This is a genomic window from Sphingobium sp. (assembly GCF_003248505.1).
Taxonomy (GTDB): domain Bacteria; phylum Pseudomonadota; class Alphaproteobacteria; order Sphingomonadales; family Sphingomonadaceae; genus Sphingobium.
The window spans coordinates 1-21,044 of sequence record NZ_QFOA01000057.1 but is presented as its reverse complement, the minus strand read 5'-3'; the positions used below and the strand labels follow the sequence as shown (position 1 = coordinate 21,044).

The 21,044-nt window shown below is 65.8% G+C and carries 29 protein-coding genes; 20 read left to right on the top strand and 9 right to left on the bottom strand.

Annotation, left to right across the window (positions count from 1 at the left end):
• The 7 genes from DI606_RS15025 to DI606_RS14995 form a co-directional block, all read left to right on the top strand.
• Positions 1–240 (top strand): aconitase family protein (locus DI606_RS15025; RefSeq protein WP_293984480.1); only part of this gene is annotated, 240 nt, incomplete at its 5' end.
• 109 nt (positions 241–349) lie between these two features.
• Entirely contained in the window at positions 350–946 is a 597-nt protein-coding gene (leuD, locus tag DI606_RS15020) for a 3-isopropylmalate dehydratase small subunit (protein ID WP_293984478.1), read from the top strand.
• A gap of 58 nt (positions 947–1,004) precedes the next feature.
• Positions 1,005–1,322, top strand: a complete 318-nt coding sequence (locus DI606_RS15015; protein WP_293984476.1) for a DUF1476 domain-containing protein — start codon at positions 1,005–1,007, stop codon at positions 1,320–1,322.
• Between the two features lie 15 nt (positions 1,323–1,337).
• On the top strand, positions 1,338–1,571 hold the full coding sequence (locus tag DI606_RS15010) for a BolA/IbaG family iron-sulfur metabolism protein (protein WP_066700340.1): 234 nt from the start codon (positions 1,338–1,340) through the stop codon (positions 1,569–1,571).
• Between the two features lie 57 nt (positions 1,572–1,628).
• Positions 1,629–1,961, top strand: a complete 333-nt coding sequence (gene grxD / locus DI606_RS15005) for a Grx4 family monothiol glutaredoxin (protein ID WP_293984473.1) — start codon at positions 1,629–1,631, stop codon at positions 1,959–1,961.
• Positions 1,962–2,103: 142 nt separating this feature from the next.
• A complete protein-coding gene (locus DI606_RS15000) occupies positions 2,104–2,472 on the top strand; it encodes a BlaI/MecI/CopY family transcriptional regulator (protein WP_293984471.1) in 369 nt (122 codons plus the stop codon).
• Complete coding sequence (locus DI606_RS14995) at positions 2,469–4,133, top strand: M56 family metallopeptidase (RefSeq protein ID WP_293984470.1); 1,665 nt, start codon at positions 2,469–2,471, stop codon at positions 4,131–4,133. Before DI606_RS15000 ends, DI606_RS14995 begins: the two co-directional genes overlap by 4 nt.
• Before the next feature lie 31 nt (positions 4,134–4,164).
• On the opposite strand, the gene hemW is transcribed toward DI606_RS14995, so the two are convergent.
• The 3 genes from hemW to rph all read right to left on the bottom strand — a co-directional run bounded on the left by hemW (position 4,165) and on the right by rph (position 6,785).
• Complete coding sequence (gene hemW / locus DI606_RS14990; RefSeq protein WP_293984469.1) at positions 4,165–5,337, bottom strand: radical SAM family heme chaperone HemW; 1,173 nt, start codon at positions 5,335–5,337, stop codon at positions 4,165–4,167.
• Positions 5,338–5,423: 86 nt separating this feature from the next.
• Positions 5,424–6,053 (bottom strand): RdgB/HAM1 family non-canonical purine NTP pyrophosphatase, encoded by a 630-nt coding sequence (gene rdgB / locus DI606_RS14985; protein ID WP_293984467.1) that lies wholly within the window; start codon positions 6,051–6,053, stop codon positions 5,424–5,426.
• Positions 6,054–6,056: 3 nt separating this feature from the next.
• Positions 6,057–6,785 carry a ribonuclease PH gene (rph, locus tag DI606_RS14980; protein WP_293984465.1) on the bottom strand — a complete coding sequence of 243 codons (729 nt, stop codon included), beginning with the start codon at positions 6,783–6,785 and terminating at the stop codon, positions 6,057–6,059.
• 94 nt (positions 6,786–6,879) lie between these two features.
• Between rph and DI606_RS14975 the strand changes: the two genes are divergently transcribed.
• The 6 genes from DI606_RS14975 to DI606_RS14950 all read left to right on the top strand — a co-directional run bounded on the left by DI606_RS14975 (position 6,880) and on the right by DI606_RS14950 (position 11,327).
• On the top strand, positions 6,880–7,389 hold the full coding sequence (locus tag DI606_RS14975; RefSeq protein WP_293984463.1) for a DUF6438 domain-containing protein: 510 nt from the start codon (positions 6,880–6,882) through the stop codon (positions 7,387–7,389).
• 31 nt (positions 7,390–7,420) lie between these two features.
• The gene (gene hrcA, locus DI606_RS14970; RefSeq protein WP_293984461.1) at positions 7,421–8,464 is read left to right on the top strand and encodes a heat-inducible transcriptional repressor HrcA; all 1,044 of its coding nucleotides are present in this window, start codon (positions 7,421–7,423) and stop codon (positions 8,462–8,464) included.
• Positions 8,461–9,012, top strand: a complete 552-nt coding sequence (gene grpE / locus DI606_RS14965) for a nucleotide exchange factor GrpE (RefSeq protein WP_293984459.1) — start codon at positions 8,461–8,463, stop codon at positions 9,010–9,012. Before hrcA ends, grpE begins: the two co-directional genes overlap by 4 nt.
• Positions 9,013–9,103: 91 nt before the next feature.
• Positions 9,104–10,345, top strand: coding sequence for a threonine synthase (locus DI606_RS14960; protein ID WP_293984458.1), 1,242 nt, complete (start codon positions 9,104–9,106; stop codon positions 10,343–10,345).
• A 94-nt stretch (positions 10,346–10,439) separates the two neighbouring features.
• Positions 10,440–11,045: a PadR family transcriptional regulator gene (locus DI606_RS14955; protein WP_293984456.1), complete on the top strand. Its 606-nt coding sequence runs from the start codon at positions 10,440–10,442 to the stop codon at positions 11,043–11,045.
• Between the two features lie 3 nt (positions 11,046–11,048).
• Positions 11,049–11,327: a DUF2218 domain-containing protein gene (locus tag DI606_RS14950; protein WP_293984454.1), complete on the top strand. Its 279-nt coding sequence runs from the start codon at positions 11,049–11,051 to the stop codon at positions 11,325–11,327.
• Between the two features lie 12 nt (positions 11,328–11,339).
• Here DI606_RS14950 and DI606_RS14945 read toward each other — a convergent pair whose 3' ends face one another.
• Both DI606_RS14945 and DI606_RS14940 read right to left on the bottom strand, forming a co-directional pair.
• Positions 11,340–12,473 (bottom strand): M14-type cytosolic carboxypeptidase, encoded by a 1,134-nt coding sequence (locus DI606_RS14945; RefSeq protein ID WP_293984452.1) that lies wholly within the window; start codon positions 12,471–12,473, stop codon positions 11,340–11,342.
• Positions 12,470–13,078, bottom strand: a complete 609-nt coding sequence (locus tag DI606_RS14940) for a hypothetical protein (protein WP_293984450.1) — start codon at positions 13,076–13,078, stop codon at positions 12,470–12,472. The genes DI606_RS14945 and DI606_RS14940 overlap by 4 nt, the downstream gene beginning before the upstream one ends.
• Positions 13,079–13,279: 201 nt before the next feature.
• Between DI606_RS14940 and ykgO the strand changes: the two genes are divergently transcribed.
• Complete coding sequence (ykgO, locus tag DI606_RS14935; RefSeq protein ID WP_004210176.1) at positions 13,280–13,405, top strand: type B 50S ribosomal protein L36; 126 nt, start codon at positions 13,280–13,282, stop codon at positions 13,403–13,405.
• A 128-nt stretch (positions 13,406–13,533) separates the two neighbouring features.
• On the opposite strand, the gene pyk is transcribed toward ykgO, so the two are convergent.
• Positions 13,534–15,000, bottom strand: a complete 1,467-nt coding sequence (pyk, locus tag DI606_RS14930) for a pyruvate kinase (RefSeq protein ID WP_293984448.1) — start codon at positions 14,998–15,000, stop codon at positions 13,534–13,536.
• Positions 15,001–15,123: 123 nt separating this feature from the next.
• Here pyk and DI606_RS14925 point away from each other — a divergent pair, with 123 nt between their 5' ends.
• The 5 genes from DI606_RS14925 (at position 15,124) to ruvC (ending at position 17,455) form a co-directional block, all read left to right on the top strand.
• Positions 15,124–15,423 (top strand): DUF1244 domain-containing protein, encoded by a 300-nt coding sequence (locus DI606_RS14925; protein WP_293984446.1) that lies wholly within the window; start codon positions 15,124–15,126, stop codon positions 15,421–15,423.
• A gap of 39 nt (positions 15,424–15,462) precedes the next feature.
• On the top strand, positions 15,463–15,705 hold the full coding sequence (locus tag DI606_RS14920; RefSeq protein ID WP_183956410.1) for a DUF2312 domain-containing protein: 243 nt from the start codon (positions 15,463–15,465) through the stop codon (positions 15,703–15,705).
• 36 nt (positions 15,706–15,741) lie between these two features.
• Positions 15,742–16,068 (top strand): heavy metal-binding domain-containing protein, encoded by a 327-nt coding sequence (locus DI606_RS14915; RefSeq protein WP_293984444.1) that lies wholly within the window; start codon positions 15,742–15,744, stop codon positions 16,066–16,068.
• A 114-nt stretch (positions 16,069–16,182) separates the two neighbouring features.
• Positions 16,183–16,926, top strand: coding sequence for a YebC/PmpR family DNA-binding transcriptional regulator (locus DI606_RS14910; RefSeq protein WP_293984442.1), 744 nt, complete (start codon positions 16,183–16,185; stop codon positions 16,924–16,926).
• A gap of 37 nt (positions 16,927–16,963) precedes the next feature.
• Entirely contained in the window at positions 16,964–17,455 is a 492-nt protein-coding gene (gene ruvC, locus DI606_RS14905; RefSeq protein WP_293984440.1) for a crossover junction endodeoxyribonuclease RuvC, read from the top strand.
• A gap of 10 nt (positions 17,456–17,465) precedes the next feature.
• Here the strand turns inward: ruvC and DI606_RS14900 are convergent, their stop codons facing one another.
• From DI606_RS14900 to DI606_RS14890, 3 genes are read right to left on the bottom strand one after another with little or no spacing between them, the layout of a single operon-like run.
• Complete coding sequence (locus DI606_RS14900; RefSeq protein WP_293984438.1) at positions 17,466–18,182, bottom strand: dienelactone hydrolase family protein; 717 nt, start codon at positions 18,180–18,182, stop codon at positions 17,466–17,468.
• 20 nt (positions 18,183–18,202) lie between these two features.
• On the bottom strand, positions 18,203–19,195 hold the full coding sequence (locus tag DI606_RS14895) for a 50S ribosomal protein L11 methyltransferase (RefSeq protein WP_293984436.1): 993 nt from the start codon (positions 19,193–19,195) through the stop codon (positions 18,203–18,205).
• Between the two features lie 57 nt (positions 19,196–19,252).
• A complete protein-coding gene (locus DI606_RS14890; RefSeq protein WP_293984435.1) occupies positions 19,253–20,584 on the bottom strand; it encodes a methyl-accepting chemotaxis protein in 1,332 nt (443 codons plus the stop codon).
• 194 nt (positions 20,585–20,778) lie between these two features.
• On the opposite strand from DI606_RS14890, the gene sdhC reads away from it, so the two are divergent.
• On the top strand, positions 20,779–21,044 hold a 266-nt coding region (gene sdhC, locus DI606_RS14885; RefSeq protein WP_293984434.1), incomplete at its 3' end, for a succinate dehydrogenase, cytochrome b556 subunit.

The window sequence follows — 21,044 nt, the reverse complement described above, 5'->3', positions numbered from 1 at the left end:
GACGCGGGGTTCGAATGGCGCGAGCCGGGCTGCTCTGCGTGCCTTGGCATGAACCCGGACAAGGTGCCCGCGGGCGAGCGTTGCGCCTCGACCAGCAACCGCAATTTCATGGGCCGTCAGGGGCCGGGATCGCGCACTCATCTGGTTTCGCCCGCCATGGCCGCCGCCGCCGCCATTACCGGAAAGCTCACGGATGTGCGCGAATTGCTGAACAACGACAAAGGGGTGCCGTCGCGATGAAGAAGATATTCTGGCTGTTGACGCTGGGCGCTCTGGCAAGCGCAGCCATGGCCGCTACGCTGGGCCGGGCTGAGGATACGCCGCCCACGGAAGTCAAGAAGATCGGCTGATGGACAAGCTGACGACGGTCGAAGGGCGCGCCTATCCGTTCGGGATGAAAAATGTCGATACCGACATCGTCATTCCCGCGCACTGGCTCAAGACGATCTCCCGCTCGGGCCTTGGGCGCGGCGCGTTCGAAGTGCTGCGCAAGGAGCCGGGCAACGTCTTCGACGACCCCCGCTATGCGGGCAGCCCGATCCTGATCGCGGGCGACAATTTCGGCTGCGGTTCGAGCCGCGAGCACGCCGCATGGGCGCTCGCCGACCTCGGCATCAAGGTCGTGATCGCGCCGAGCTTTTCCGACATTTTTTCGGGTAATGCGTTCAAGAACGGCATCCTGACCGTCGTGCTGCCGCAGGACGCGGTGGATCGTCTGCTCGAAGTGGCGAAGACCGATCCGATCCATATCGATCTGGAGCAGCAAACCGTCACCACGCAATTCCAGGACCGTTTTTCTTTCGAGATCGACGCCTTCCGCAAGCACTGCCTGCTCGGCGGCCTGGACGAAATTGGCCTGACGCTGGGTGAGGCGGACGTGATCGACCGGTATGAGGCCGCCCAGGCGCAGGAACGTCCATGGCTCGTGCCTGCCGCCGTTGCGTAAACGCCCGCCAGTTCCTATCACGGAATAGAAACACGGCAGCAGGACAGGGCACAACCGCATGACCACCTTCGACGATCGCGAAAAAGCGTTCGAAAATATGTTCGCCCACGATCAGGAAATGGAATTCCGTATCCAGGCGCGCCGCAACCGGTTGCTGGGCGAATGGGCAGGGGCCAGGATGGGCCTGACGCCGGAGGAAAGCGACGCCTATGCCAAGGCGGTGGTGCAGGCGGATTTCGAGGAAGCGGGCGATGAGGATGTCATTCGCAAGCTTCTGGGCGACATGACGCAGGCGGGCGTCGACATCGACGAAGCGGGCGTGCGCGCCGCGCTCGACGAGCAGGCAGTGATCGCCCGCCGTATGTTCATCGAATAAGGGCGCGCCGCACCGATGCCGATGGCAGCAGACGATATCGCGGACATGATCCGCGCCGCGATCCCCGATGCGCAGGTCGAGATCACCGACCTTGCCGGGGATGGCGACCATTATGCCGCGCGGGTCGTGGCTGAAAGCTTCCGTGGCATGACCCGCGTGGCACAGCAACGCGCGGTCTATGCGGCGCTCGGCGGACGGATGGGGGGCGTGCTCCACGCCTTGCAACTCACCACCGCCGTTCCCAATTAATCGACAAGACAAGGTCGCGCGCCGCCGGCGACGACAGGACAGATTGGATTTTCGAACATGACCGACGCCGTGCATCAGCGCATCGCCGACATCGTCAACGCCCATGACGTAGTGCTTTTCATGAAGGGTACGCCGCTTTTCCCCCAGTGCGGCTTTTCCAGCCGCGCCATCGCGATCCTGGAGCATCTGGGCATTGCCTACGACACGGTCGACGTGTTGCAGGATCAGGCCGTGCGACAGGGGATCAAGGCCTTTTCCGACTGGCCGACGATCCCGCAACTCTATGTGAAGGGCGAATTCGTCGGCGGCAGCGACATCATGATGGAGATGTACGAGGCGGGTGAACTTCAGCAACTGATGACCGATCAGGGCGTCGCTGCGGCGAACTGATCGCGCAATTCCGTGCGAACGATGAAGGGCGGCCCGGCATTTCGGGGCGCCCTTTTTTCATGTCTGCCGGTCTGTTGACTACGGCCGTAATCGATGCGATTACAGCTGTAGTCGTTCAACCCGAATCAGGCGTATATCCAAAGTGAGCGAGAAGATCAGCGAGGCGGAACTGGTGGTGATGGAGGCGCTGTGGGAACAGTCGCCCCAGACCGCCAACGATGTTGCCGACCGCGTCGCCACCACCCGCGACTGGAGCCTCCAGACAGTCAAGACCCTGTTGTCTCGCCTGATGGGGAAGGATGCCATCGCCGCCCAGCAGGATGGACGCCGTTTCCTCTATCGCCCGTTGGTGCGGCGCGACGATTATGTCGCGAGCGAATCCGGGCGGCTCGTCAATCGCTTGTTCGGCGGGCGCGTATCGCCGCTGGTGGCGCAGCTGGCGCAACAGGATCAGTTGACGGCGGACGATATCGCGGAGCTTGAGCAAATCCTGAAGGGGCTGAAATCATGAGCGTCTGGATCGCCGAAACCCTGATCGCCACGACCCTGCTGATGGCGCTGGTGATGATGGTGCGGCGACCTGTGGCGCGGTGGCTGGGGGCAGGCGCGGCCTACCTCCTCTGGGCGCTGCCGCTCGCCCGCGCGCTGCTGCCCGCATTGCCGGACGATGTCGATCCCTCGCCGCTGCATGTCGCGGTCGATCAGGCGGGGCTGCCGTCGCTGCTGGCGGTGCAACCCGCGGCGATGGCGACGCCCGTCGCGGACACCGCCATGCCGTGGCTGGAGATTGCCATCACGCTGTGGCTGATGGGCATCGTCGCTTTCCTCGGCGTTCAGGCGGTCGGCTATGTGCGCTTCCGCCGCCATATGTTGAGGGGGGCGACGGATTTGGGGCAGGACGGGCGCGTTCGCATCATCGCCAGTCCCAACGCATCGGGGCCGCTCGCGTTCGGCGTGCTGCACCCCTTCATCGTGCTGCCCACCGATTTCGCGCTCCGCTACGATCCTCTGGAACAGGACATGGCGATCGCGCACGAGCGCGCGCATCATGAACGCGGCGATCTGGCCGCCAACATGATCGCGTTGCTGCTACTCGCCGTCCACTGGTGCAATCCGGTCGCGTGGATCGCCTACCGTGCCTATCGCGCCGACCAGGAAACCGCCTGCGACGCGCGTGTCCTTGGCCTCTATGGTCGCGATCAGGCCCATGCCTATGGCCGCGCCATCCTGAAGGCGGCGGGTGGACGGCAATTCGCCGGCGCTTGCCACCTCACCCGCATCACCGCCTTGAAAGGGAGGCTGAAAATGCTTTCGAACCACGATATGTCGTTGCGCCGCATCAGCTGGGGCATGGCCGCAGTCGCACTCGTAACGGCCACCGGCCTTGCGCTGACTGCTTCGGGCAGCCGCGCCGCGCAGCAGATGGCGGCCATCACCGACCGGGTCGAAACCGCCGACTTCGCGCGTCTGTCCGACCTCGTCGTCCACCCGGCCGCCGCAGCCCGTGCCTCCGAAACGCCCGCCGTGCCAAGCGCACCCGCCCGTCCCGCCAAGCCCACCACGCTTGGAGCGTCGGCTTGGCCGTCCGTCGGCGCACCTGCCGCTCCCATCGCGCCCGCCGCCGACATGATCGCGCCCGTCCCACCCGCGCCGCCGGTCGTGCAGTCCGGCAAGGACGGTTTGACCGTCACCTATGCCGATGGGCGCACGGAAACCCATCCCATCCCATCCGCCGCGACGATCGCGCGCATGGTGCCGGTGGTCGACGTGCGCGAGGGGTGCGAAGGCGACAGCGGCGGCACTACCCGTCACGAATATATCGATGGCAGCGGACGCAGGCATGTGCGCGTGCGCATCTGCGCCGCCGGTGCGGAACGCCAGGCCCGGCTTGCGGAAAGGGCGGCGGACCGTGCGGAACGCCAGAGCGCCTATGCCGAAGCGCAGGCTGAACGGCAGGCCCGGCTTGCCGAAAGAGCGGCCGAGCGGGCGGAGCGCCAGGCCGAACTAGCCGGCGCGCGCGCGGAACGCGCCGCTCAGGTAGGTGCGCTCGACGGCCTGCGCGCCGCCCGGGCAAAGATCGCCGCGAACATGGCGATGCCCGAATATGCCCGTGCGCAGGCGCTGCGCGGGATCGACCGTTCCATCGCGAACCTGCGGGACGAGAGCGACTAGGGCATCTCTGTCGATGGGGTTGGACGGTGTTCTATATCGCAACGATGTCCGGTAGAATGGCGTCGAGCAGCAACATGCCCGCCGCCGTCGCCCGGACCCGTTCGCCGGAGCGGACGATGAAGCCCATTCCGGCAAGCCGCTCCACCGCTGCCCGATCGAGCAGGCGGTCGCTGGCGATCCCGCTCGCTTTCGCGATGCGGGTCAGGTCCACGCCCTCATGCAGCCGCAAGCCCATCAGCAAAGCTTCGCGCGCGAGGTCGATCGCGGACAGCGGTTCTTCGCTCTGGATGCCATGGCCGTTGCGGTCGATACCGTTCAGCCAATTCTCCGGCTTGCGATGGCGCAGTGTCGCCAAACCCCCGCGCCGCCCATGCGCCCCCGGCCCGATGCCCGCATAGTCGCCATAGCGCCAATAGGTCAGATTGTGGCGACTCTGTTCCCCGGCGCGCGCGTGATTGCTAATTTCGTAGGCCGGGATTCCCGCCGCCCCCGTCATCGCCTGCGTCAATTCAGAGAGAGTTGCGCCATGATCGGGGTCAGCAGGCGTCAGCTTGCCCTGCGCCACCAATGTGGCGAACCGCGTTCCCGGCTCGATCGTCAGCTGGTAGAGCGACAGGTGACCGGTCCCGAACGCCAGCGCGCGCGCCAGTTCCGCTTCCCAATCCGCCTCGCTCTGCCCCGGCCTGGCATAAATCAGGTCGAAGCTCACACGCACGAACGCGCCCTGTGCGGTGTCGAGCGCGGCCAGTCCCTCGTCCACGTCATGCGCCCGCCCCAGGAAATGCAGCGCGTCATTGTCCAGCGCCTGCAAGCCCAGCGACACGCGATTGACGCCCGCCGCCGCCAGATCGGCAAAGCGCGCCGCTTCGACCGAATTGGGGTTCGCCTCCAGCGTGATCTCGATATCGGGAGAAAATCCCCAAAGCCGCTCCGCCGCGCCGATCAGCGTTTCGACGAGGGCAGGGGGCATCAGCGACGGGGTGCCCCCGCCGAAGAAAATGGACGACAACGCCCGTTTGCCGGTCAGCCCCGCCTCATGCGCCATGTCGGCAAGCAGCGCCGCTTCCCACGCCGGGACATCCACTTGGTCGCGCACATGGCTGTTAAAGTCGCAATAGGGGCATTTGGAGACGCAAAAGGGCCAGTGGATATAGAGCGCTTGCGGTTCGTCGTCGTGCGTCAGCGGGCGGGAAGCGATGGACATGATATGGGCATCCCTAAACCGATTCGGCGCGGCAAGCGATCCTGCCGCGCTCGCTCACCATGGCGTGCCCTGCGGGGGCGGGGCGTTCAGAAGACCGCCGCCACCAGCTTGGCGAAGGCGTCGGCGCGATGGCTCATGGCATGTTTGGCGTCGGGGTCCATCTCGCCGAAGCTGATGTCGTGCCCGTGCGGCTGGAACATCGCATCGTAGCCAAAGCCGTTTTCGCCGCGTGGCGGCCATATCAGCGTGCCGTCGACCCGACCTTCGAACGCTTCGACATGCCCGTCCGGCCACGCCAGCGCCAGCGCGCATATGAAATGCGCGCCACGGCCTGCGTCCGGCCCCTTGGCCTCGATGCCTTCCCAGACCTTGCGCATCGCCAGCCCGAAATCCTTTTCCGGCCCGGCCCAGCGCGCAGAAAACAGGCCCGGATCGCCGCCCAGCGCTTCGACGCACAGACCCGAATCGTCAGCCAGGGCGGGCAGGCCCGAAAGATCGGCCGCCTGCATCGCCTTCAGCTCGGCATTGGCGACGAAGGTCGTGCCCGTTTCTTCCGGTTCGGGCAGGTCCAGGCTTCCCGCGGATACCGGCTCGATGCCATAGGGGCCGAGCAGGGCGGCGATCTCTCGCACCTTGCCCGCATTGTGGCTGGCGATCACCAGCTTACCCGGCGCCAGCTTGCGGATCGCCTGTTCCTGTCCGAAATCGTCACTCATGGCTCAACGCCCCGCAGCGCCGAGCACTGCGGCGTCCTGCGCCGCGAAGATCTTTGCGCAACCGATCCGCGCCAGACGCAGCAGCCGCAGCAGTTCTTCCTCGTCATAGGCTGCACCCTCGGCGGTCGCCTGCACTTCGGCGAACTTGCCGTCGCCGGTCAGGATGAGGTTTGCGTCGGTTTGCGCATTGCTGTCCTCGGCATAGTCGAGGTCGAGCACCGGCGTCCCGTTGTAGATGCCGCAGCTGATCGCCGCGACCTTCTGGACGATCGGGTCCTGCGTCAGCGCGCCGCTGGCCATCAGCTTGTTCACCGCGATGCGCAGCGCCACCCAACTGCCGGAAATCGCCGCCGTGCGCGTGCCGCCATCGGCCTGGATCACGTCGCAATCGACCACGATCTGCCGCTCGCCCAGCGCTTTTAAGTCCACCACGGTGCGCAGCGACCGCCCGATCAGACGCTGGATTTCCTGCGTCCGCCCCGACTGCTTGCCTTTTGCGGCCTCGCGGCTGCCGCGCGTATGGGTCGCGCGCGGCAACATGCCATATTCCGCCGTGACCCAGCCCGATCCCTTGCCGCGCAGGAAGGGAGGCACCTTTTCCTCCACCGAAGCGGTGCACAGCACGCGCGTATCGCCGAAGCTGACGAGGCAGCTGCCTTCGGCATGGATGGTGAAGCCGGGCTCCATGGTGATGTCGCGCATCTGGTCGGGCGCGCGGCCGGAAGGACGCATAAGGGTTACTCCGAAACGATCAAGGGACGGCGCTTAGCGTCCGATCGTCTCACTTGCCAGTGGGCAGAACGCCTCGACGAAGATAAGAAGCGGTATGAAGAGAGAAATAATAGTCGCGCTGGGCGTGCTGGCTCTGGCGGGCTGCGCCGCGAAGGAGGACGGACTTGAGCCGCCCAAGGCGCCGGGTGACGTCATTCGCTTCACCGCCGGGCGCTGCTTTGGCGCGTGTCCCACCTACACTTTGCAGGTTTCGCCCGACGGTTCGGGCCTGCTGGAGCCGCAGCGTTTCACCTCGGTTCCGGGGCCGACGCGCTTCACCCTGACGACCGCGCAATATCGCAGGCTGGTCGCGACCCTCGCGCCCCATCGCCCCGCCACCGGATCGACGAAGCGCATCGCACAGGGGCAGGATTGCGATCGCTTCGCCACCGACATGCCGACCTATGTCATCGAATGGACCCGGCCCGACCAGCCTTCGACCAAACTGGAATATCAGTCGGGCTGCATGGATGCGAAGCATGGCCGCCTGCGCGTCGCCATCGCGGCGGTCCCCAGAATTCTCGATATCCAGTCTATGCTCAATCCCAAGGCGGTAACGCCTTGAGCGCCGCCTGCGCGTTGCTTACATAAGCATCATGTCGGTCATCCCGATTTCCGAACTGAACGATCGTGCCCGCGATGTCTTTCGCCTGGTGGTGGAGAATTATCTCGGCACCGGACTTCCGGTGGGATCGCGCACGATCAGCAAGATGGCGTCGCTCAGCCTGTCGCCCGCGTCCATCCGCAACGTGATGCAGGATCTGGAGGAGCTGGGCCTGCTCGCGGCCCCGCACACGTCGGCGGGGCGGATGCCGACCGAAACGGGCCTGCGCCTCTTTGTCGACGGCATGATGCAGGCTGCGGAACCTTCGGCCGAGGAACAGCGCGCGATCGAAGCCGGGATCGCTGAAAGCGGCCCCATAGAGGAAGCGCTTTCCGCCGCCACCGCGACGCTGTCTGGCCTATCGGCGTGCGCGGGCATCGTCATGGTGCCCAAACGCGAGCCAGTGCTGCGCCAGTTCGGCTTCGTCCCGCTGAACGCGCGACAGGCGCTCGCGGTGCTGGTGGGGCAGGACGGATCTGTCGAAAATCGCGTGCTCGATTTGCCCGAGGGCGTCAGCCCCGTGGCTCTGAACGAAGCTGCCAACTTCATGTCCGCGCGCTTCGGCGGCCTCACGCTGCGCGAGGCGGGCGAAGCGCTGACGCGAGAGATGGAAGCGGAACGCACCGTGCTCGATCACACGGCGCGCGCGCTCATCGCGCGCGGCCTCGCCATATGGTCCCACGATGCCGACGACCGCCCCGTCCTCATCGTGCGCGGTCAATCGCACTTGCTCGACGATGGCGTCGCCGCCGACCTCGAACGCGCGCGCCAGCTGCTCGAACAGCTGGAGGGCAAGCAGGAAATCCTCGACCTTCTGCGCGGCGCGTTGGCGGGTAGTGCGACCAAAATCTTCATCGGCTCGGAAAACAAGCTCTTTTCCCTGTCGGGTTCTTCGGTCATAGCCGCCCCCTACCGTGGCGCGGACGGTCGGGTCGTCGGCGTGGTCGGCGTGATCGGGCCCACGCGCTTGAACTATGCGCGGGTGATCCCCATGGTGGATTTCACCGCACAGACGCTGTCGAGATTGATGAGATGAGCGAAGACAAGAACCTCGAAAACACCGAAGTCGTTGACACCCTGCCCGAAGACGCCGCACCCGCCACGGATGCGCCGGTCGACCGTATCGCCGCGCTGGAAGCGGAGCTGGCGACCGCGAAGCAGGACGTGCTCTATGCCCATGCCGACACCCAGAATGTCCGCCGCAGGCTGGAAAAGGAACTGGCCGACGCGCGCGCCTATGCCGCGACCGCGTTCGCCCGCGACATGCTGTCGGTTGCCGACAACCTCAGCCGCGCACTCGCGACGATCCCCGCCGACCTGCGCGAGGACGAAAAGTTCAAGGGTCTCGTCGTCGGCCTCGAAGCGACCGGGCGTGAGCTTGAGAGCGTGTTCGGTCGCAACGGTATCACCCGGCTCGAATCGGTCGGCCAGCCGCTCGATCCCAACAAGCATCAGGCGATGATGGAAGTGCCCTCGGCGGACGCCGAACCCGGCACCATCCTTGTCGAGATGCAGGCCGGTTACATGATCAAGGACCGCCTGCTGCGCCCCGCCATGGTCAGCGTGGCGAAGAAGCCGGACTGAAATTTCCGTCCCGTTCGGGCCGACCTGTCGAAGCCTGTTCTCCCTTCAGGAGGGGCGGGCGACAGACAGGATCGGAACGAACGGGATTTCCATGCGCCACGACCTCAACCTCACTGCAGACCGCCAGACCTTCGTCACTCATCTCGAATGCTCGTTGACGGGCGAGCGTTATGAAGCGGACCGGCTGCACGGCCTTTCGGCGGCGGGCAGGCCGCTGCTCGTGCGCTACGATCTGGACGGTGTTCGCCGCACTTTGACGAAGGAGGCTTTGGCCCGGCGCCCGATGGACCTGTGGCGCTGGCGTGAACTGCTTCCCGTGCGCCACACGGCCAATATCGTCAGCCTTGGCGAGAACGCGACCCCGCTCATCCCGCTGCCGCGCACCGCTGCACGGCTGGGGGGCGGGCAACTGATCGCCAAGGACGAGGGCCGTTTGCCCACTGCCTCCTTCAAGGCGCGGGGTCTGGTCATGGCCGTCTCCATGGCGAAGGAACTGGGCGTAAGCGAAGTCGCGATGCCCACCAACGGCAATGCGGGGGCGGCGCTCGCCGCCTATGCCGCGGTTGCGGGGATGGACGCGGTCGTCTTCTGCCCCGCCGACACACCCGAAGTGAATGTCCGCGAAATCGCCGCGCAGGGCGCTCGCGTCTACCGGGTCAACGGCCTTATCGACGATTGCGGCGCAATCGTGGGCCAGGGCGCGAAAGAGCGTGGCTGGTTCGACTTCTCGACCCTCAAGGAACCCTATCGGATCGAGGGCAAGAAGACGATGGGTCTCGAACTGGCCGAACAGCTGGACTGGGAACTGCCGGATGCGATCTTCTACCCGACCGGCGGCGGCACCGGCCTTATCGGCATGTGGAAGGCGTTCGACGAGTTGGAGAAGATCGGCTTCATCGGCGCGAAACGCCCCCGGATGTTCGCGGTGCAGGCTCAAGGCTGCGCCCCCATGGTACGCGCGTTCGAGGCGGGGGAGGAATTCGCCCCGCGTTGGGAGAACGCCCACACCATCGCATCGGGCATCCGCGTGCCGCGCGCGGTGGGCGATTTCCTGATCCTGCGCGCGGTCAGGGAAAGCGGCGGCGCGGCGCTGGCCGTTTCCGACGAAGCCATCGCGGCGGCGGTGCGCGACGTGGCGCGGGACGATGGCCTGCTGCTCTGCCCGGAGGGCGGCGCGACGCTGGCCGCCTATCGTCGCGCTTTGGAAGAGGGGCTGATCGATCGCGATTCGCGCGCGGTCCTGTTCAACTGCGCCAGCGGCCTCAAATATCCGCTGGAGGACCAGAGCCGCACGCTCGACCGTCACGCTCCCATCGACTTCGCCAGCCTCTAGATCGAAAATACGATAAAGATATATCGTAAACCTTGACGGTAAGACTATCTAAGATATATCGTCATGCATCATGACATGTATGAAAGATGCCGATATGCGATTCTCATCTAATTTCCAAAGCCGCCATGGCCATGGCCGATACGCCTTTCCCCACGGCTTCGGTCGCGGCGGTCCCCGTTCCGCCGATTTTGCCGACGACGATGAGCGCGGCGGGGGCCGGGGCGGGCGCGGCGGCGGGCGGCGCCGCCTTTTCGACAATGAAACGCTGCGCCTCATCCTCCTCAAGCTGATCGCGGACGAGCCGCGTCACGGCTATGACTGTATCCGCGCGATCGAGGCGCTTTCGGGTGAGGTTTACGCGCCCAGCCCCGGCGTCGTCTATCCGACGCTCACCCTGCTCGCGGACATGGACCTGATCGCCGAGCAGCCGGGTGAGGGCAGCCGCAAGCGTTTCGCGATCACCGACGCCGGTCGCGCCCGGATCGAGGAACGCCGCCCCGCGCTGGACCTGGCGCTGGAACGCCTCGCCTCGCTGGCGCAGAAGGCGCAGCGCATGGACGGCGGTCCGGTCCGCCGCGCGATGCACAATTTGCGCTTCGCTCTCCAGAACCGTCTCGAAAAGGAGGGGGCGGACGAACAGACCCTGTTCGATGTCGCCGCCCTGATCGACGAGGCCGCACACAAGATCGAAAGGCTCTGATTCATGACCCTGACCGCCACTGTCCCCACCGCCAACGCCAGCCGTTACCTCCAGCAGCTTTCCAAGCATTGGAGCCACAAGTTCGAAGCGACCTTCGACGCTCAGAGCAGTACCATCGCCCTTCCCATGGGCGCGCTGCGCATGGAGGCTCAGGCGCAGGCGCTGGTCGTGATGCTGGACCCCGCGCCGGACGCCGATATCGAACGGTTCAAGCAGGTCGTCGCCGACCATCTCGACCGCTTCGCCTTCAAGGAAGCCCCGCTCGCCTTCGACTGGGCGTAAGCGCCGCGCCCGTCAGAGGTCGTCGATCATCTCCGCCAGCACGGCCAGGCAATCCTTGGCCAGCTGCGCGGAGCGGGCGGGCGACCATCCGTAATCGGTGTCGGGCAGGTCGTCATTGTCCTTGAACGGCATTTCCAGCGTCATCGCCACCGCGCCGAAGCGTTCGGCGACCTGATTGGTCGACATCGACAGGTTCGCCTTCCCCGCGCCCGCAACGCCATATCCAAGGCGCGTCTGGAAATCGGGCGTGCGACTGGCCAGCGTGTCGCGATAGCGGTGATAGAGCGATAATTGCCTGTCGGTGATCGAGGGGATGCCCTCGAACCCGGCGATGAAGACGGCGGGGATCGCTTCGTCGCCATGCACGTCCATCGCGAAATGGACCCCGGTCGCGTCCATCGCGTCGCGCACCAGCTTTACTTCCGGGCTGCGTTCCATCGTCGGCTCATGCCATTCGCGATTGAGGTTCACGCCCACTGCATTGGTGCGCAGGTGGCCGCGCCGGCTGCCGTCCGGGTTCATGTTGGGCACAAGGTGCAGCGTCGCCTTCCGGCGCAACAGCCGGGCGACCGCGTCCTGCTCGTCGCACAGGCGCTCCAGCGCGCCTTCCATCCACCATTCCGCCATCGATTCGCCCGGATGCTGGCGGGCATAGAGCCACAGTTGCTTGGGCCCGTCGCCCAGCGTCAGCAGGTCGAGCGGCTGGCCGTCGATCGTCAGCCCCAGTTCGCGATGCGCGACGCCCGGCTGGCTGGCGGCCCAGGCGATGAGGTCGTGATGCCTCTCCATCGAATAAGGCGCAAAATAGGCAATCCAGACGGCATTGCTGTCCGGCGTCAGCCGGATCGTCAGCGTGCCGTCTGCATAGTCGGTGTCGGTCAGAAACCAGTTTTCTCGATCCTCGCTCGCCCGCGCGCGATAGCCCGGCCAGCCGTCGGGATAGGCGGACTTTCCGCCATTGACGATGGCCAGTTCCACCTCGCGCCCCGCCGCGTTGGAGAGGCGGAAGTGGAACCATTGGTAGAACTCGCTCTGGCGATCGGTCACGATCTCCAGTTCGGCGCGGACTTTGCCGCCCGGCGTGTCGGTGATGGAAAGGACGCGGATGTTGCCGCTGTCGAAGCCGCTCGAAATATGGATGCTCATTTCACGATCATAGTGCGGCCCGATTCGCCCGGATAGCCCCCGATGAGCACATCGGCGAGTTTCTGCGCGGCGGTGGCGGGCTGGGCTGCGGGCGACCCCTGCTTGGCCTCGGTCATCGCGCGGCCCTCCCAGATGGTCTGCGAATCGGACCGGCGACGCAATTGCACCTGCAGTTCGGTGGACACGATGTCCTTGGGCTTGCCCGACAGGTTGATGCCGACGCCCAGGCCCAGGCCGCCGAAGCTGCCGCCCCGGCTCCCCCCGCCAAAGCCGCCGCCCACGCCCACGCTGACAGGATTGCCGCTGCGGTCGACGCCGCTCGGGCGGAAGCCGCGACGGAAACTCACCAGCGCGACATAGTCGCTCTGCGCGCCCGCCGCTGCGGGGGTGAAGCCCACGCGTTGCCATGCGTTCGACACCGCTGCGGCATAGGTCTGGAATTCCAGGCTGACGTCGGGGTTGCCGGGCATCTCTTCGACCGAAACGGTACCCGACCGGGCGGGATTGTCGACATGAAACCGCGTGACCTCGACCGGCGGCGTCCCTGCGGCGCAGGCCGCGAGGGGAAGGGCAAGGACGGCGGCAAGGATCAGGCGCTTCGACATGGATATTCGCTCCACTATGGCTTTGCCGGGATGACGGCACGGGCCTCTTGTTTCCCTCCAACGTCTCAGCCACGAATGTGCTGCATGAACGATGAACGGGGGTAAAAAGCCGCCTCGCGGCCTTGACTTTACCCGTGTCGGCCCATAGGGGCTGCGCTTCGATTTTCCGAACACATTCAGATTCATCAAAGGCCGATAGCCATGAAGATCCGCAACTCGCTCAAGTCGCTCAAGGGCCGCCACCGGGACAACCGCGTGATCCGTCGTCGCGGCCGCACCTATGTGATCAACAAGACCAACCGCCGCTTCAAGGCCCGCCAGGGCTGAACGCAGCGCGCCGCTTCGGCGGCAGCGGTCCTGTGACAATGCGAAAAGCGCCCGATCGCCGGATCGGGCGCTTTTCGTGTGGGGCGCGCTCGGGCCGGGCGACGCTGGCCGCCCGGTCCCTTACGCCTTTAGAAGCTCGGATTTTCGTCCCGGCCTTTCAATTCGTCCCCGCGTATCGCCGCGACGTGGATGACGTTGGTCGATCCGGGCGTTCCGAACGGCACGCCCGCCAGCACCACGATCTTGCCGCCTTTGTTCGCCATCCCGTGGCGCAACGCCATGCGCCGGGCTTTGCCGATCATCTCCTCGAAATTGCCGATATCCTTGGTGCGCACCGCGTGGACGCCCCAGGTGATGCCCAGCTTGCGCGCGGTATCGTCCCGCGGCGTCAGCGCCAGGATGGGCGCGGCGGGCCGCTCGCGCGCCACGCGGCGCACTGTGCTGCCCGATGAGGTGAAGCAGGTGATCGCGCTCGCCCCCACGACCGACACGATACCGCCCGCCGCTTCGGCAAGCGCGTCGGCGGTGGTGGGATCGGGCAGCGTCTCGGTATAGTGGAGTCGCCCGAAATAGCCCGGATCGCGCTCGACGCTGATGGCGATGCTGTTCATCATGCTGACCGCCTCGACCGGCCAGTCGCCCGCCGCCGTCTCCGCCGACAGCATGATCGCGTCCGCCCCGTCATACACCGCCGTCGCCACGTCCGACACTTCGGCGCGCGTGGGGGAGGGGGACTTGATCATCGATTCGAGCATCTGCGTAGCGACCACCACCGGACGCCCCAGCCGCCGCGCGGTGGCGACGATCTGCTTCTGAAGCGGCGGCACCGCATGCGGCGGCAGTTCGACGCCCAGATCCCCGCGCGCCACCATGACGCCGTCGGCCAGTTCGACGATCTCCTCCAGCCGCTGGACGGCCGAGGGCTTTTCGATCTTGGCCATCAGCGCCCCGTGCCCGCCCATCAGCTTGCGCGCTTCGGCCAGGTCCTCGGGCCGCTGCACGAAGCTCAATGCGATCCAGTCGCAACCCTGTTCGATCGCGAAGCTCAGGTCGCGCCGGTCCTTGTCGGTCAGGGCGGGCACGGGCACCACCACGTCGGGAACGTTGACGCCCTTTCGGTTGGACAGTGCGCCGCCCACTTCGACCACCGTGTCGATCCGGGTGTCGCTGACCGCCTTCACCCGCAGCACGAGCTTGCCGTCGTCGAGCAGCAGCCGCGTGTCGGGCATCAGCGCGGCATAGATTTCCGGGTGGGGCAGGTTGACGCGGCGCGCGTCGCCCGGCGTTTCGTCCCGATCCAGCGCAAAGGGCGCGCCGACTTCCAGGATTGCCAGCCCCTTGTCGAACGTGCCGACGCGCAGCTTGGGGCCTTGCAGGTCGCCCAGGATGGTCGTGGGGCGATGAAATTCCTTTTCCAGCGCGCGGATCGTGGCGATGCGCCGGGCATGATCCTCATGCGAGCCGTGGCTCATATTGATGCGGAACGCATCGGCTCCGGCCACGAACAGCGCCCGGATCATCTCGGCGCTGTCGCTCGCAGGGCCCAGGGTCGCAAGGATGCGGACCTTGCGCGAGCGGGGCGGTAACTTCGTCATGGTTTCTCCTGACCGTCTTGATCGTCGCCGGCCCGGCCTTCATGGCCTTGCCAGTGCGTCGTTATGGGTTATCCGTGCTGCACGACAGGATGATGTATTTTTAGCGAAAGGGCTCTCCCGCCAATGGCCGACACCATACTCACAGACGCGGTCGCTGCAACCGCCTTCCGCCGCCTCGTCGCGCATTTGCAGCATCGCACGGACGTGCAGAACATCGACCTCATGGGCACGGCGGGTTTCTGCCGCAATTGCCTGGCCGACTGGGTGGCGGAGGCCGACGGCACCCTGACTCGCGAGGAGGCGCGCGAAATCGTCCACGGCATGCCGTTCCCGCAATGGAAGGCGCAGCATCAGGGCGAAGCGACCCCCGAACAGCTCGCCCGCATGAAGGAGAGTGTGGCGAAGAACGCCGACAATCATTAGAGGCGTGCGCCAACCCGATTCACATATGGAGACAAGACAATGAGCGAGGGCAACGTCGCCGCCGACCAGCTGCGGCTTCTGATCGAGCGCATCGAGCGGCTGGAGGAAGAGAAGAAGGGCATCGGCGACGATATCAAGGACGTGTATCTGGAGGCGAAGGCCACCGGCTACGATCCCAAGATCATGCGCCAGATCATCCGCCTGCGGAAGATGCAGCCGCACGACCGGCAGGAAATGGAGGCGATCCTCCAGACCTACCTGTCCGCGCTCGGCATGGAATAACGTTTCGAATACATTCGAACATAAAGGATAGCGCCCATGGCCGATATCATCGTCAGCACCACCAGCCGTCTGGAGGGCAAGCCCGCGAAGGAGTATCTCGGGGTCGTCACCGGAGAGGTGATCGTGGGTGCGAACCTGTTCCGCGACCTTTTCGCCAGTGTCCGCGACATCGTGGGCGGGCGGTCGGGCGCTTATGAGGATGTGCTCCAGCGCGCCCGCGATCAGGCGCTGGGCGAAATGCGGATGCGGGCGGCGACCCTCGGCGCCAACGCCGTGGTGGGCGTCGATCTCGACTATGAGGTGATCGGCCAGAACGGATCGATGCTGATGGTGTCGGCATCGGGCACCGCGATCATTTATTGATCGCGGCCTCGAACTCCGCGATCATTTACTGATCGGGAAGCTGGCCGTTGCGGGATCGGGGCACGCTCGCTAGAGAGCGCGCTTCGGTTTCCACAAATATGTCAGGAGAAGGCCGTGGCCGGCCATTCCAAATTCAAGAACATCATGCATCGCAAGGGCGCGCAGGACAAGAAGCGCTCCTCGATGTTCTCCAAGCTGAGCCGCGAAATCACCGTGGCGGCCAAGATGGGGATGCCCGACCCGGACATGAACCCACGCCTGCGCCTGGCGGTCAACGCGGCCAAGGCCCAGTCCATGCCCAAGGACAATATCCAGCGCGCGATCGACAAGGCGTCGGGCGGCGACATGGAGAATTACGAAGAGGTCCGCTACGAAGGCTACGGCCCCGGCGGCGTCGCCATCATCGTCGAGGCGCTGACCGACAACCGCAACCGCACCGCCACCAACATCCGCACCGCCTTCTCCAAGAATGGCGGCAATCTGGGCGCATCGGGTGCGGTGAGCCACGGGTTCGAGCGGCTTGGCCTCATCACCTATCCGGCGGGCGCGGGCGATGCCGACGCGGTGTTCGAAGCGGCGCTGGAAGCGGGCGCGGACGATGTCGCCTCCAACGAGGACGAGCATGAGATCTGGACCGCGATGGACGCGCTCCACGAAGTCGCCAAGGCGCTGGAAGGCAAGCTCGGCGCGGCCGACAGTGCCAAGCTCGCCTGGAAGCCCACCACCACGGTCGAAGTCGACGAAAGCAACGCCGCCACCCTGCTCAAGCTGGTGGACGTGCTGGAGGATGACGACGACGTCCAGACCGTCTGGGGCAATTACGAAGTGTCCGACGCAGTAATGGAGAAGCTGGGTTGACCGTCGCTCCCTCTCCGCGAGGGGAGGGGACCTGCGCATGATCCTCCTCGGTCTCGATCCCGGTCTCGGCACGACCGGCTGGGGTCTCATCTCGGCGGACGGCAACCGCCTGGCCCATATCGGCAACGGCCAGATCAAGACCGATGCCGACATGGCGCTGGCGACGCGCCTGCTCGCCATCGATCTGGCGCTCACCGACCTCATCCTCGAACACCGGCCCGATGGCGCGGCGGTCGAGGAGGTGTTCGTGAACGTCAATCCCCAATCGACGCTGAAGCTGGGGCAGGCGCGCGGCGTCGTGCTGCTGGCCGCCTCCCGCTCGGGCATGGAAGTGGGCGAATATGCCGCCCGCCTCGTCAAGAAATCGGTCGTGGGCGTCGGCAACGCGTCGAAGGATCAGGTGCACGCGATGGTGCAGCGGCTCCTCCCCGGCGCGAAGATCGCCGGGCCGGACGCTGCCGACGCGCTCGCCGTCGCCATCACCCACGCCCACCATCTGGCGAGCGCCCGCCGCATCCCCGCGCGCTGAACGGCGTCGGTTAGAACAGGTCGCTCAGGAAATCCGCCATCGCGCGAAAGCTGCGCCGGTCGGCGTCGGGGCTGTAGGCAAGTCCTTTTTCGGGCATGTGGACAGCCTGGTCGGTAAAGGCGTGGCCGGTATGGCCATAGGCGTGGATCTGCCAGTCGCACCCCGCCCCCGTCAGTTCCCGCGCCAGCGCGACCGTGGCCTCTGGCGGAGCGATAGGATCGTCCCAGCCATGGCAGATGAGCAGCTTGGCCGCGATGGAGCCGTGCGGGAAGGGCGGCGCGTCATAGACGCCGTGGAAACTGACGCCGCCTGCAAACTCTGCACCCGACCGGGCGAGGTCCAGCACGCATTTTCCCCCGAAGCAGAAACCGATTGCGGCGGTACGCCCCGCGTCCGCCGCAGGCAGCGCTTTGAGCCAGCCGAGCGCGGCGACCACCCGGTCCCGCATCAGTGCCCTATCCGCGTTCAGTTCGCTCATATACCGACCCATATCGGGATCGTCCCGACCGGTCCGCTTGCCCTGGCCGTAGACGTCTGCGACCAGCACGGCATAGCCCAGCGCCGCGACCCTTTCCGCATAGGCGAAGTCGGCTTCCTTGGTGCCCAGCACATTGGGGAAAAGGAGCACGCCGGGAAGCGGCCCGGTCGACGCATCGTCGAACACCGCGACGTTCTCGAACGGCGCACCGTCGATCGTCTCTACGATCACCTGTCGCGTCATTGCCATCTGCTGTCTCCTTCGCTGTCTCAGATACTGCCGAATCCGGGCGCTTCGCCTCGCGCCGCCCGGTCGATCCGGCGCGGACGCTTCCATCCGATGGCGGGCCGCTTGCGCAGATGCAGCGTTGGCCAGTGGCCCCGGTCGCTGCGTTCGGCGAGGCGCATTCCTTGCCGCCGATAGGCCGCGATCACCGCGTCCGCCTGTTCGTTCAGCAGGCCCGCCAGCACGACCGATCCGCCTTCCTCAACCAGCGCGCACAGCGACGGGGCCAGTTCGATCAACGGTCCGGCAAGGATGTTGGCAATGAGGAGGTCGTAGGGCGCGCGACCCGTCAGCGCGACATGATCCGCCCCCGCCGCCGTCACCAGCGCCAACTGCCCCGCCCTGTCACCCAACGCGACGCCGTTGGCGCGGGCATTGTCCGCGCTGATCGCGACGGCCACGGGGTCGATATCGGACGCGATGGCATAGGCGCGCGGCCAAAGCGTCAGCGCCGCGAAGGCGAGCAGCCCGGTTCCGGTGCCGATGTCGGCGACATTGCGGAACCGCATACCGACCCGCCGCATCCGGTCCAGCATCGACAGGCAGCCTGCGGTCGTTTCATGTTGCCCGGTGCCAAAGGCGCGCCCCGCTTCGATCAGCAGATTGACATGGCCCGGCAGCAGCGGATCGCTTTCGATATTGCGGACGTGGAAACGACCGGCGGTGACGGGTTCCAGCCCCTGCTGGCTCATCGTCACCCAATCCTCGTCGGGCAGCGCCTCGACCTGCGGTTTCGTCCCCGCCGCGCTCGGCACCAGCGTCTTGAGCAGGCGAATGGCGGCAGGGCCGGGCCGCCCCTCGAAATAGGCGTCCAGCCGCCAGACCCCGCCATCCTCATCCGCCTCGCTCGTCATCAGGACGGGGGGATGGTCCATCAGCGCAAAGGCGGCGATGTCGCCGTCCAGCGCTTCGGCTTCGGCACGGGTACAGGGCAGAGTGACTTTCCAGCTTTGCGCCGGCGCGGCATCTTCGGTCATGCCGACGCCTTTAGAGCAGCGGGCAGGGCAGGGGAAGCGACTGCGGGAGAAGGCGAATCAAGCGACCTGTCGTCCGAAGTCCGACGACGCATGGCGCAGGGTGGCAAGCTTGCCCTCGACGCTGACGAACCCGCGTTCCAGCTGGTCGATCTCCGACGCGACGACTTCGGTGTCCTGCCGGATCGCGGAAATGGTGCTGGACATCGAATCGGCGGCGAGCGCGGTTTCGTCGACGGCGGCGGTGATCATCGTCACGGTCTGCGCCTGCGCGTCCATCGCATGGCGGATGCGTTCGGCGCTGGCCTTTACCTCGCCCACGGTATCGCGGATGCGCTCGTTGGTTTCGACCGACTGGCGGGTCGATGCCTGGATATCGGCGATCTTGCCCGCGATCTCGTCGGTCGCGCGTGCGGTCTGGTTGGCAAGGCTCTTTACCTCCTGCGCGACGACGGCAAAGCCGCGCCCGGCATCGCCCGCGCGCGCCGCTTCGATGGTGGCATTGAGCGCAAGCAGGTTGGTCTGCCCCGCAATGTCGCGGATCAGGCCCAGGATCGATTCGATCGACTTGGCATGTTCCGACAGCGTGGCCGACATGGTGACCGCCTCGCCCGACTGGGCGGAAGCGCGCTGAGCCACTTCGGCGGCGCTTTCGACTTCGGTGCGAGCGTCCTCGATCGCGCGGATCAGCCCGGCGGATGTGCGCGCGGCTTCGCGCATGGCGATGGCGGACTGTTCGGCGGCGGCGGCGACTTCCGACGCCTTGCCCAGCATTCCGCGCGTCGCGGCGGATGCGTCCTTCGCCTGCTCCCGCAGCGATTCGCCCAGCTTCGATGCGCCGTCGATCTCCTCTACGATCCGCTGCTCGAACAGCGTGCCGTAACGCTGGCGTTCGACCCGCTGAATGTCGGCCTGATCCTGCGCCAGCACGTTGCTCATGAACCCGGCATCGAGCATTCCCAGCTTCAGCATCGCGCCGGTCAGGCGGCGGAAATCGTTCCTATCCGAATCGTCCTTTTCCCACAGGATCGCGAGGATGCAGTCGTTGGACGCGGCGACGGCGCGCAGCACAGACTCGACCGCGACCCCGTGCTTGCGGGCATGTCGCACGCAATCGGCCGCCGATTCCGCCCAACGGCCGTCGCGGAAATGGAGCAGCTTCTGCCGGACATAATCGTCTGTTTCATGCCGGATCCGGTCCAGCACAGCGGCATCGAGTTGCCGGTCCAGACCTGTGTCGCGCATATAGGTGTCATAGAAAGCGGCGCTGATACGGGGCAGGTCCGGCAGGATGATAGCCCCGATTTCGCCGACCTCGCGCGCAAGATTGCCCGCCGGATCGAGGTTGGCCAGAAACTGCGCGTGCTGGCTGGACGGCAAGGAGGACAACATGAAAGCAAAAACCCCTGTCGCTGGGATGACTCCGATGAACGGCGTCGGTCATACGGCCTTCTGGTTAATCACTTCTTATGCGTGGCGGCTTTTCCGACATGGTTTTATAGGCACCCGCGGGCGTCTTGCCCTTGGGCGCTTACATGCCTAAGGGGACGGGACTCAACGGGACAGCATTCAGGACAGGGTTAGACATGGCGCGAACCAACAGCCGGCCGCTCTCGCCGCATTTGACGATCTGGAAATGGGGCCCGCACATGGCGGTCTCCATCGTGCATCGCGTCACCGGCAACGGCCTTGCCACAGCGGGGGCGCTGGGGCTGGTATGGTGGCTGATGGCGGCGGCCATCGGGCCGGAAGCCTATGCCGTCTTCGTCCGGTGCGCTACTTCGCCGCTCGGCTATCTGGTGATGATCGGCCTCAGCTGGTTCTTCTTCCAGCATATGGTGTCGGGCCTGCG

Coding starts and splice junctions, on each gene's coding strand:
- leuD (WP_293984478.1), top strand. CDS start 350: ATGGACAAGCTGACGACGGTCGAAGGGCGCGCCTATCCGTTCGGGATG.
- DI606_RS15015 (WP_293984476.1), top strand. CDS start 1,005: ATGACCACCTTCGACGATCGCGAAAAAGCGTTCGAAAATATGTTCGCC.
- DI606_RS15010 (WP_066700340.1), top strand. CDS start 1,338: ATGCCGATGGCAGCAGACGATATCGCGGACATGATCCGCGCCGCGATC.
- grxD (WP_293984473.1), top strand. CDS start 1,629: ATGACCGACGCCGTGCATCAGCGCATCGCCGACATCGTCAACGCCCAT.
- DI606_RS14995 (WP_293984470.1), top strand. CDS start 2,469: ATGAGCGTCTGGATCGCCGAAACCCTGATCGCCACGACCCTGCTGATG.
- hemW (WP_293984469.1), bottom strand. CDS start 5,337: ATGTCCATCGCTTCCCGCCCGCTGACGCACGACGACGAACCGCAAGCG.
- rdgB (WP_293984467.1), bottom strand. CDS start 6,053: ATGAGTGACGATTTCGGACAGGAACAGGCGATCCGCAAGCTGGCGCCG.
- rph (WP_293984465.1), bottom strand. CDS start 6,785: ATGCGTCCTTCCGGCCGCGCGCCCGACCAGATGCGCGACATCACCATG.
- DI606_RS14975 (WP_293984463.1), top strand. CDS start 6,880: ATGAAGAGAGAAATAATAGTCGCGCTGGGCGTGCTGGCTCTGGCGGGC.
- hrcA (WP_293984461.1), top strand. CDS start 7,421: ATGTCGGTCATCCCGATTTCCGAACTGAACGATCGTGCCCGCGATGTC.
- grpE (WP_293984459.1), top strand. CDS start 8,461: ATGAGCGAAGACAAGAACCTCGAAAACACCGAAGTCGTTGACACCCTG.
- DI606_RS14960 (WP_293984458.1), top strand. CDS start 9,104: ATGCGCCACGACCTCAACCTCACTGCAGACCGCCAGACCTTCGTCACT.
- DI606_RS14955 (WP_293984456.1), top strand. CDS start 10,440: ATGCGATTCTCATCTAATTTCCAAAGCCGCCATGGCCATGGCCGATAC.
- DI606_RS14950 (WP_293984454.1), top strand. CDS start 11,049: ATGACCCTGACCGCCACTGTCCCCACCGCCAACGCCAGCCGTTACCTC.
- DI606_RS14945 (WP_293984452.1), bottom strand. CDS start 12,473: ATGAGCATCCATATTTCGAGCGGCTTCGACAGCGGCAACATCCGCGTC.
- DI606_RS14940 (WP_293984450.1), bottom strand. CDS start 13,078: ATGTCGAAGCGCCTGATCCTTGCCGCCGTCCTTGCCCTTCCCCTCGCG.
- ykgO (WP_004210176.1), top strand. CDS start 13,280: ATGAAGATCCGCAACTCGCTCAAGTCGCTCAAGGGCCGCCACCGGGAC.
- pyk (WP_293984448.1), bottom strand. CDS start 15,000: ATGACGAAGTTACCGCCCCGCTCGCGCAAGGTCCGCATCCTTGCGACC.
- DI606_RS14925 (WP_293984446.1), top strand. CDS start 15,124: ATGGCCGACACCATACTCACAGACGCGGTCGCTGCAACCGCCTTCCGC.
- DI606_RS14920 (WP_183956410.1), top strand. CDS start 15,463: ATGAGCGAGGGCAACGTCGCCGCCGACCAGCTGCGGCTTCTGATCGAG.
- DI606_RS14915 (WP_293984444.1), top strand. CDS start 15,742: ATGGCCGATATCATCGTCAGCACCACCAGCCGTCTGGAGGGCAAGCCC.
- ruvC (WP_293984440.1), top strand. CDS start 16,964: ATGATCCTCCTCGGTCTCGATCCCGGTCTCGGCACGACCGGCTGGGGT.
- DI606_RS14900 (WP_293984438.1), bottom strand. CDS start 18,182: ATGGCAATGACGCGACAGGTGATCGTAGAGACGATCGACGGTGCGCCG.
- DI606_RS14895 (WP_293984436.1), bottom strand. CDS start 19,195: ATGACCGAAGATGCCGCGCCGGCGCAAAGCTGGAAAGTCACTCTGCCC.
- DI606_RS14890 (WP_293984435.1), bottom strand. CDS start 20,584: ATGTTGTCCTCCTTGCCGTCCAGCCAGCACGCGCAGTTTCTGGCCAAC.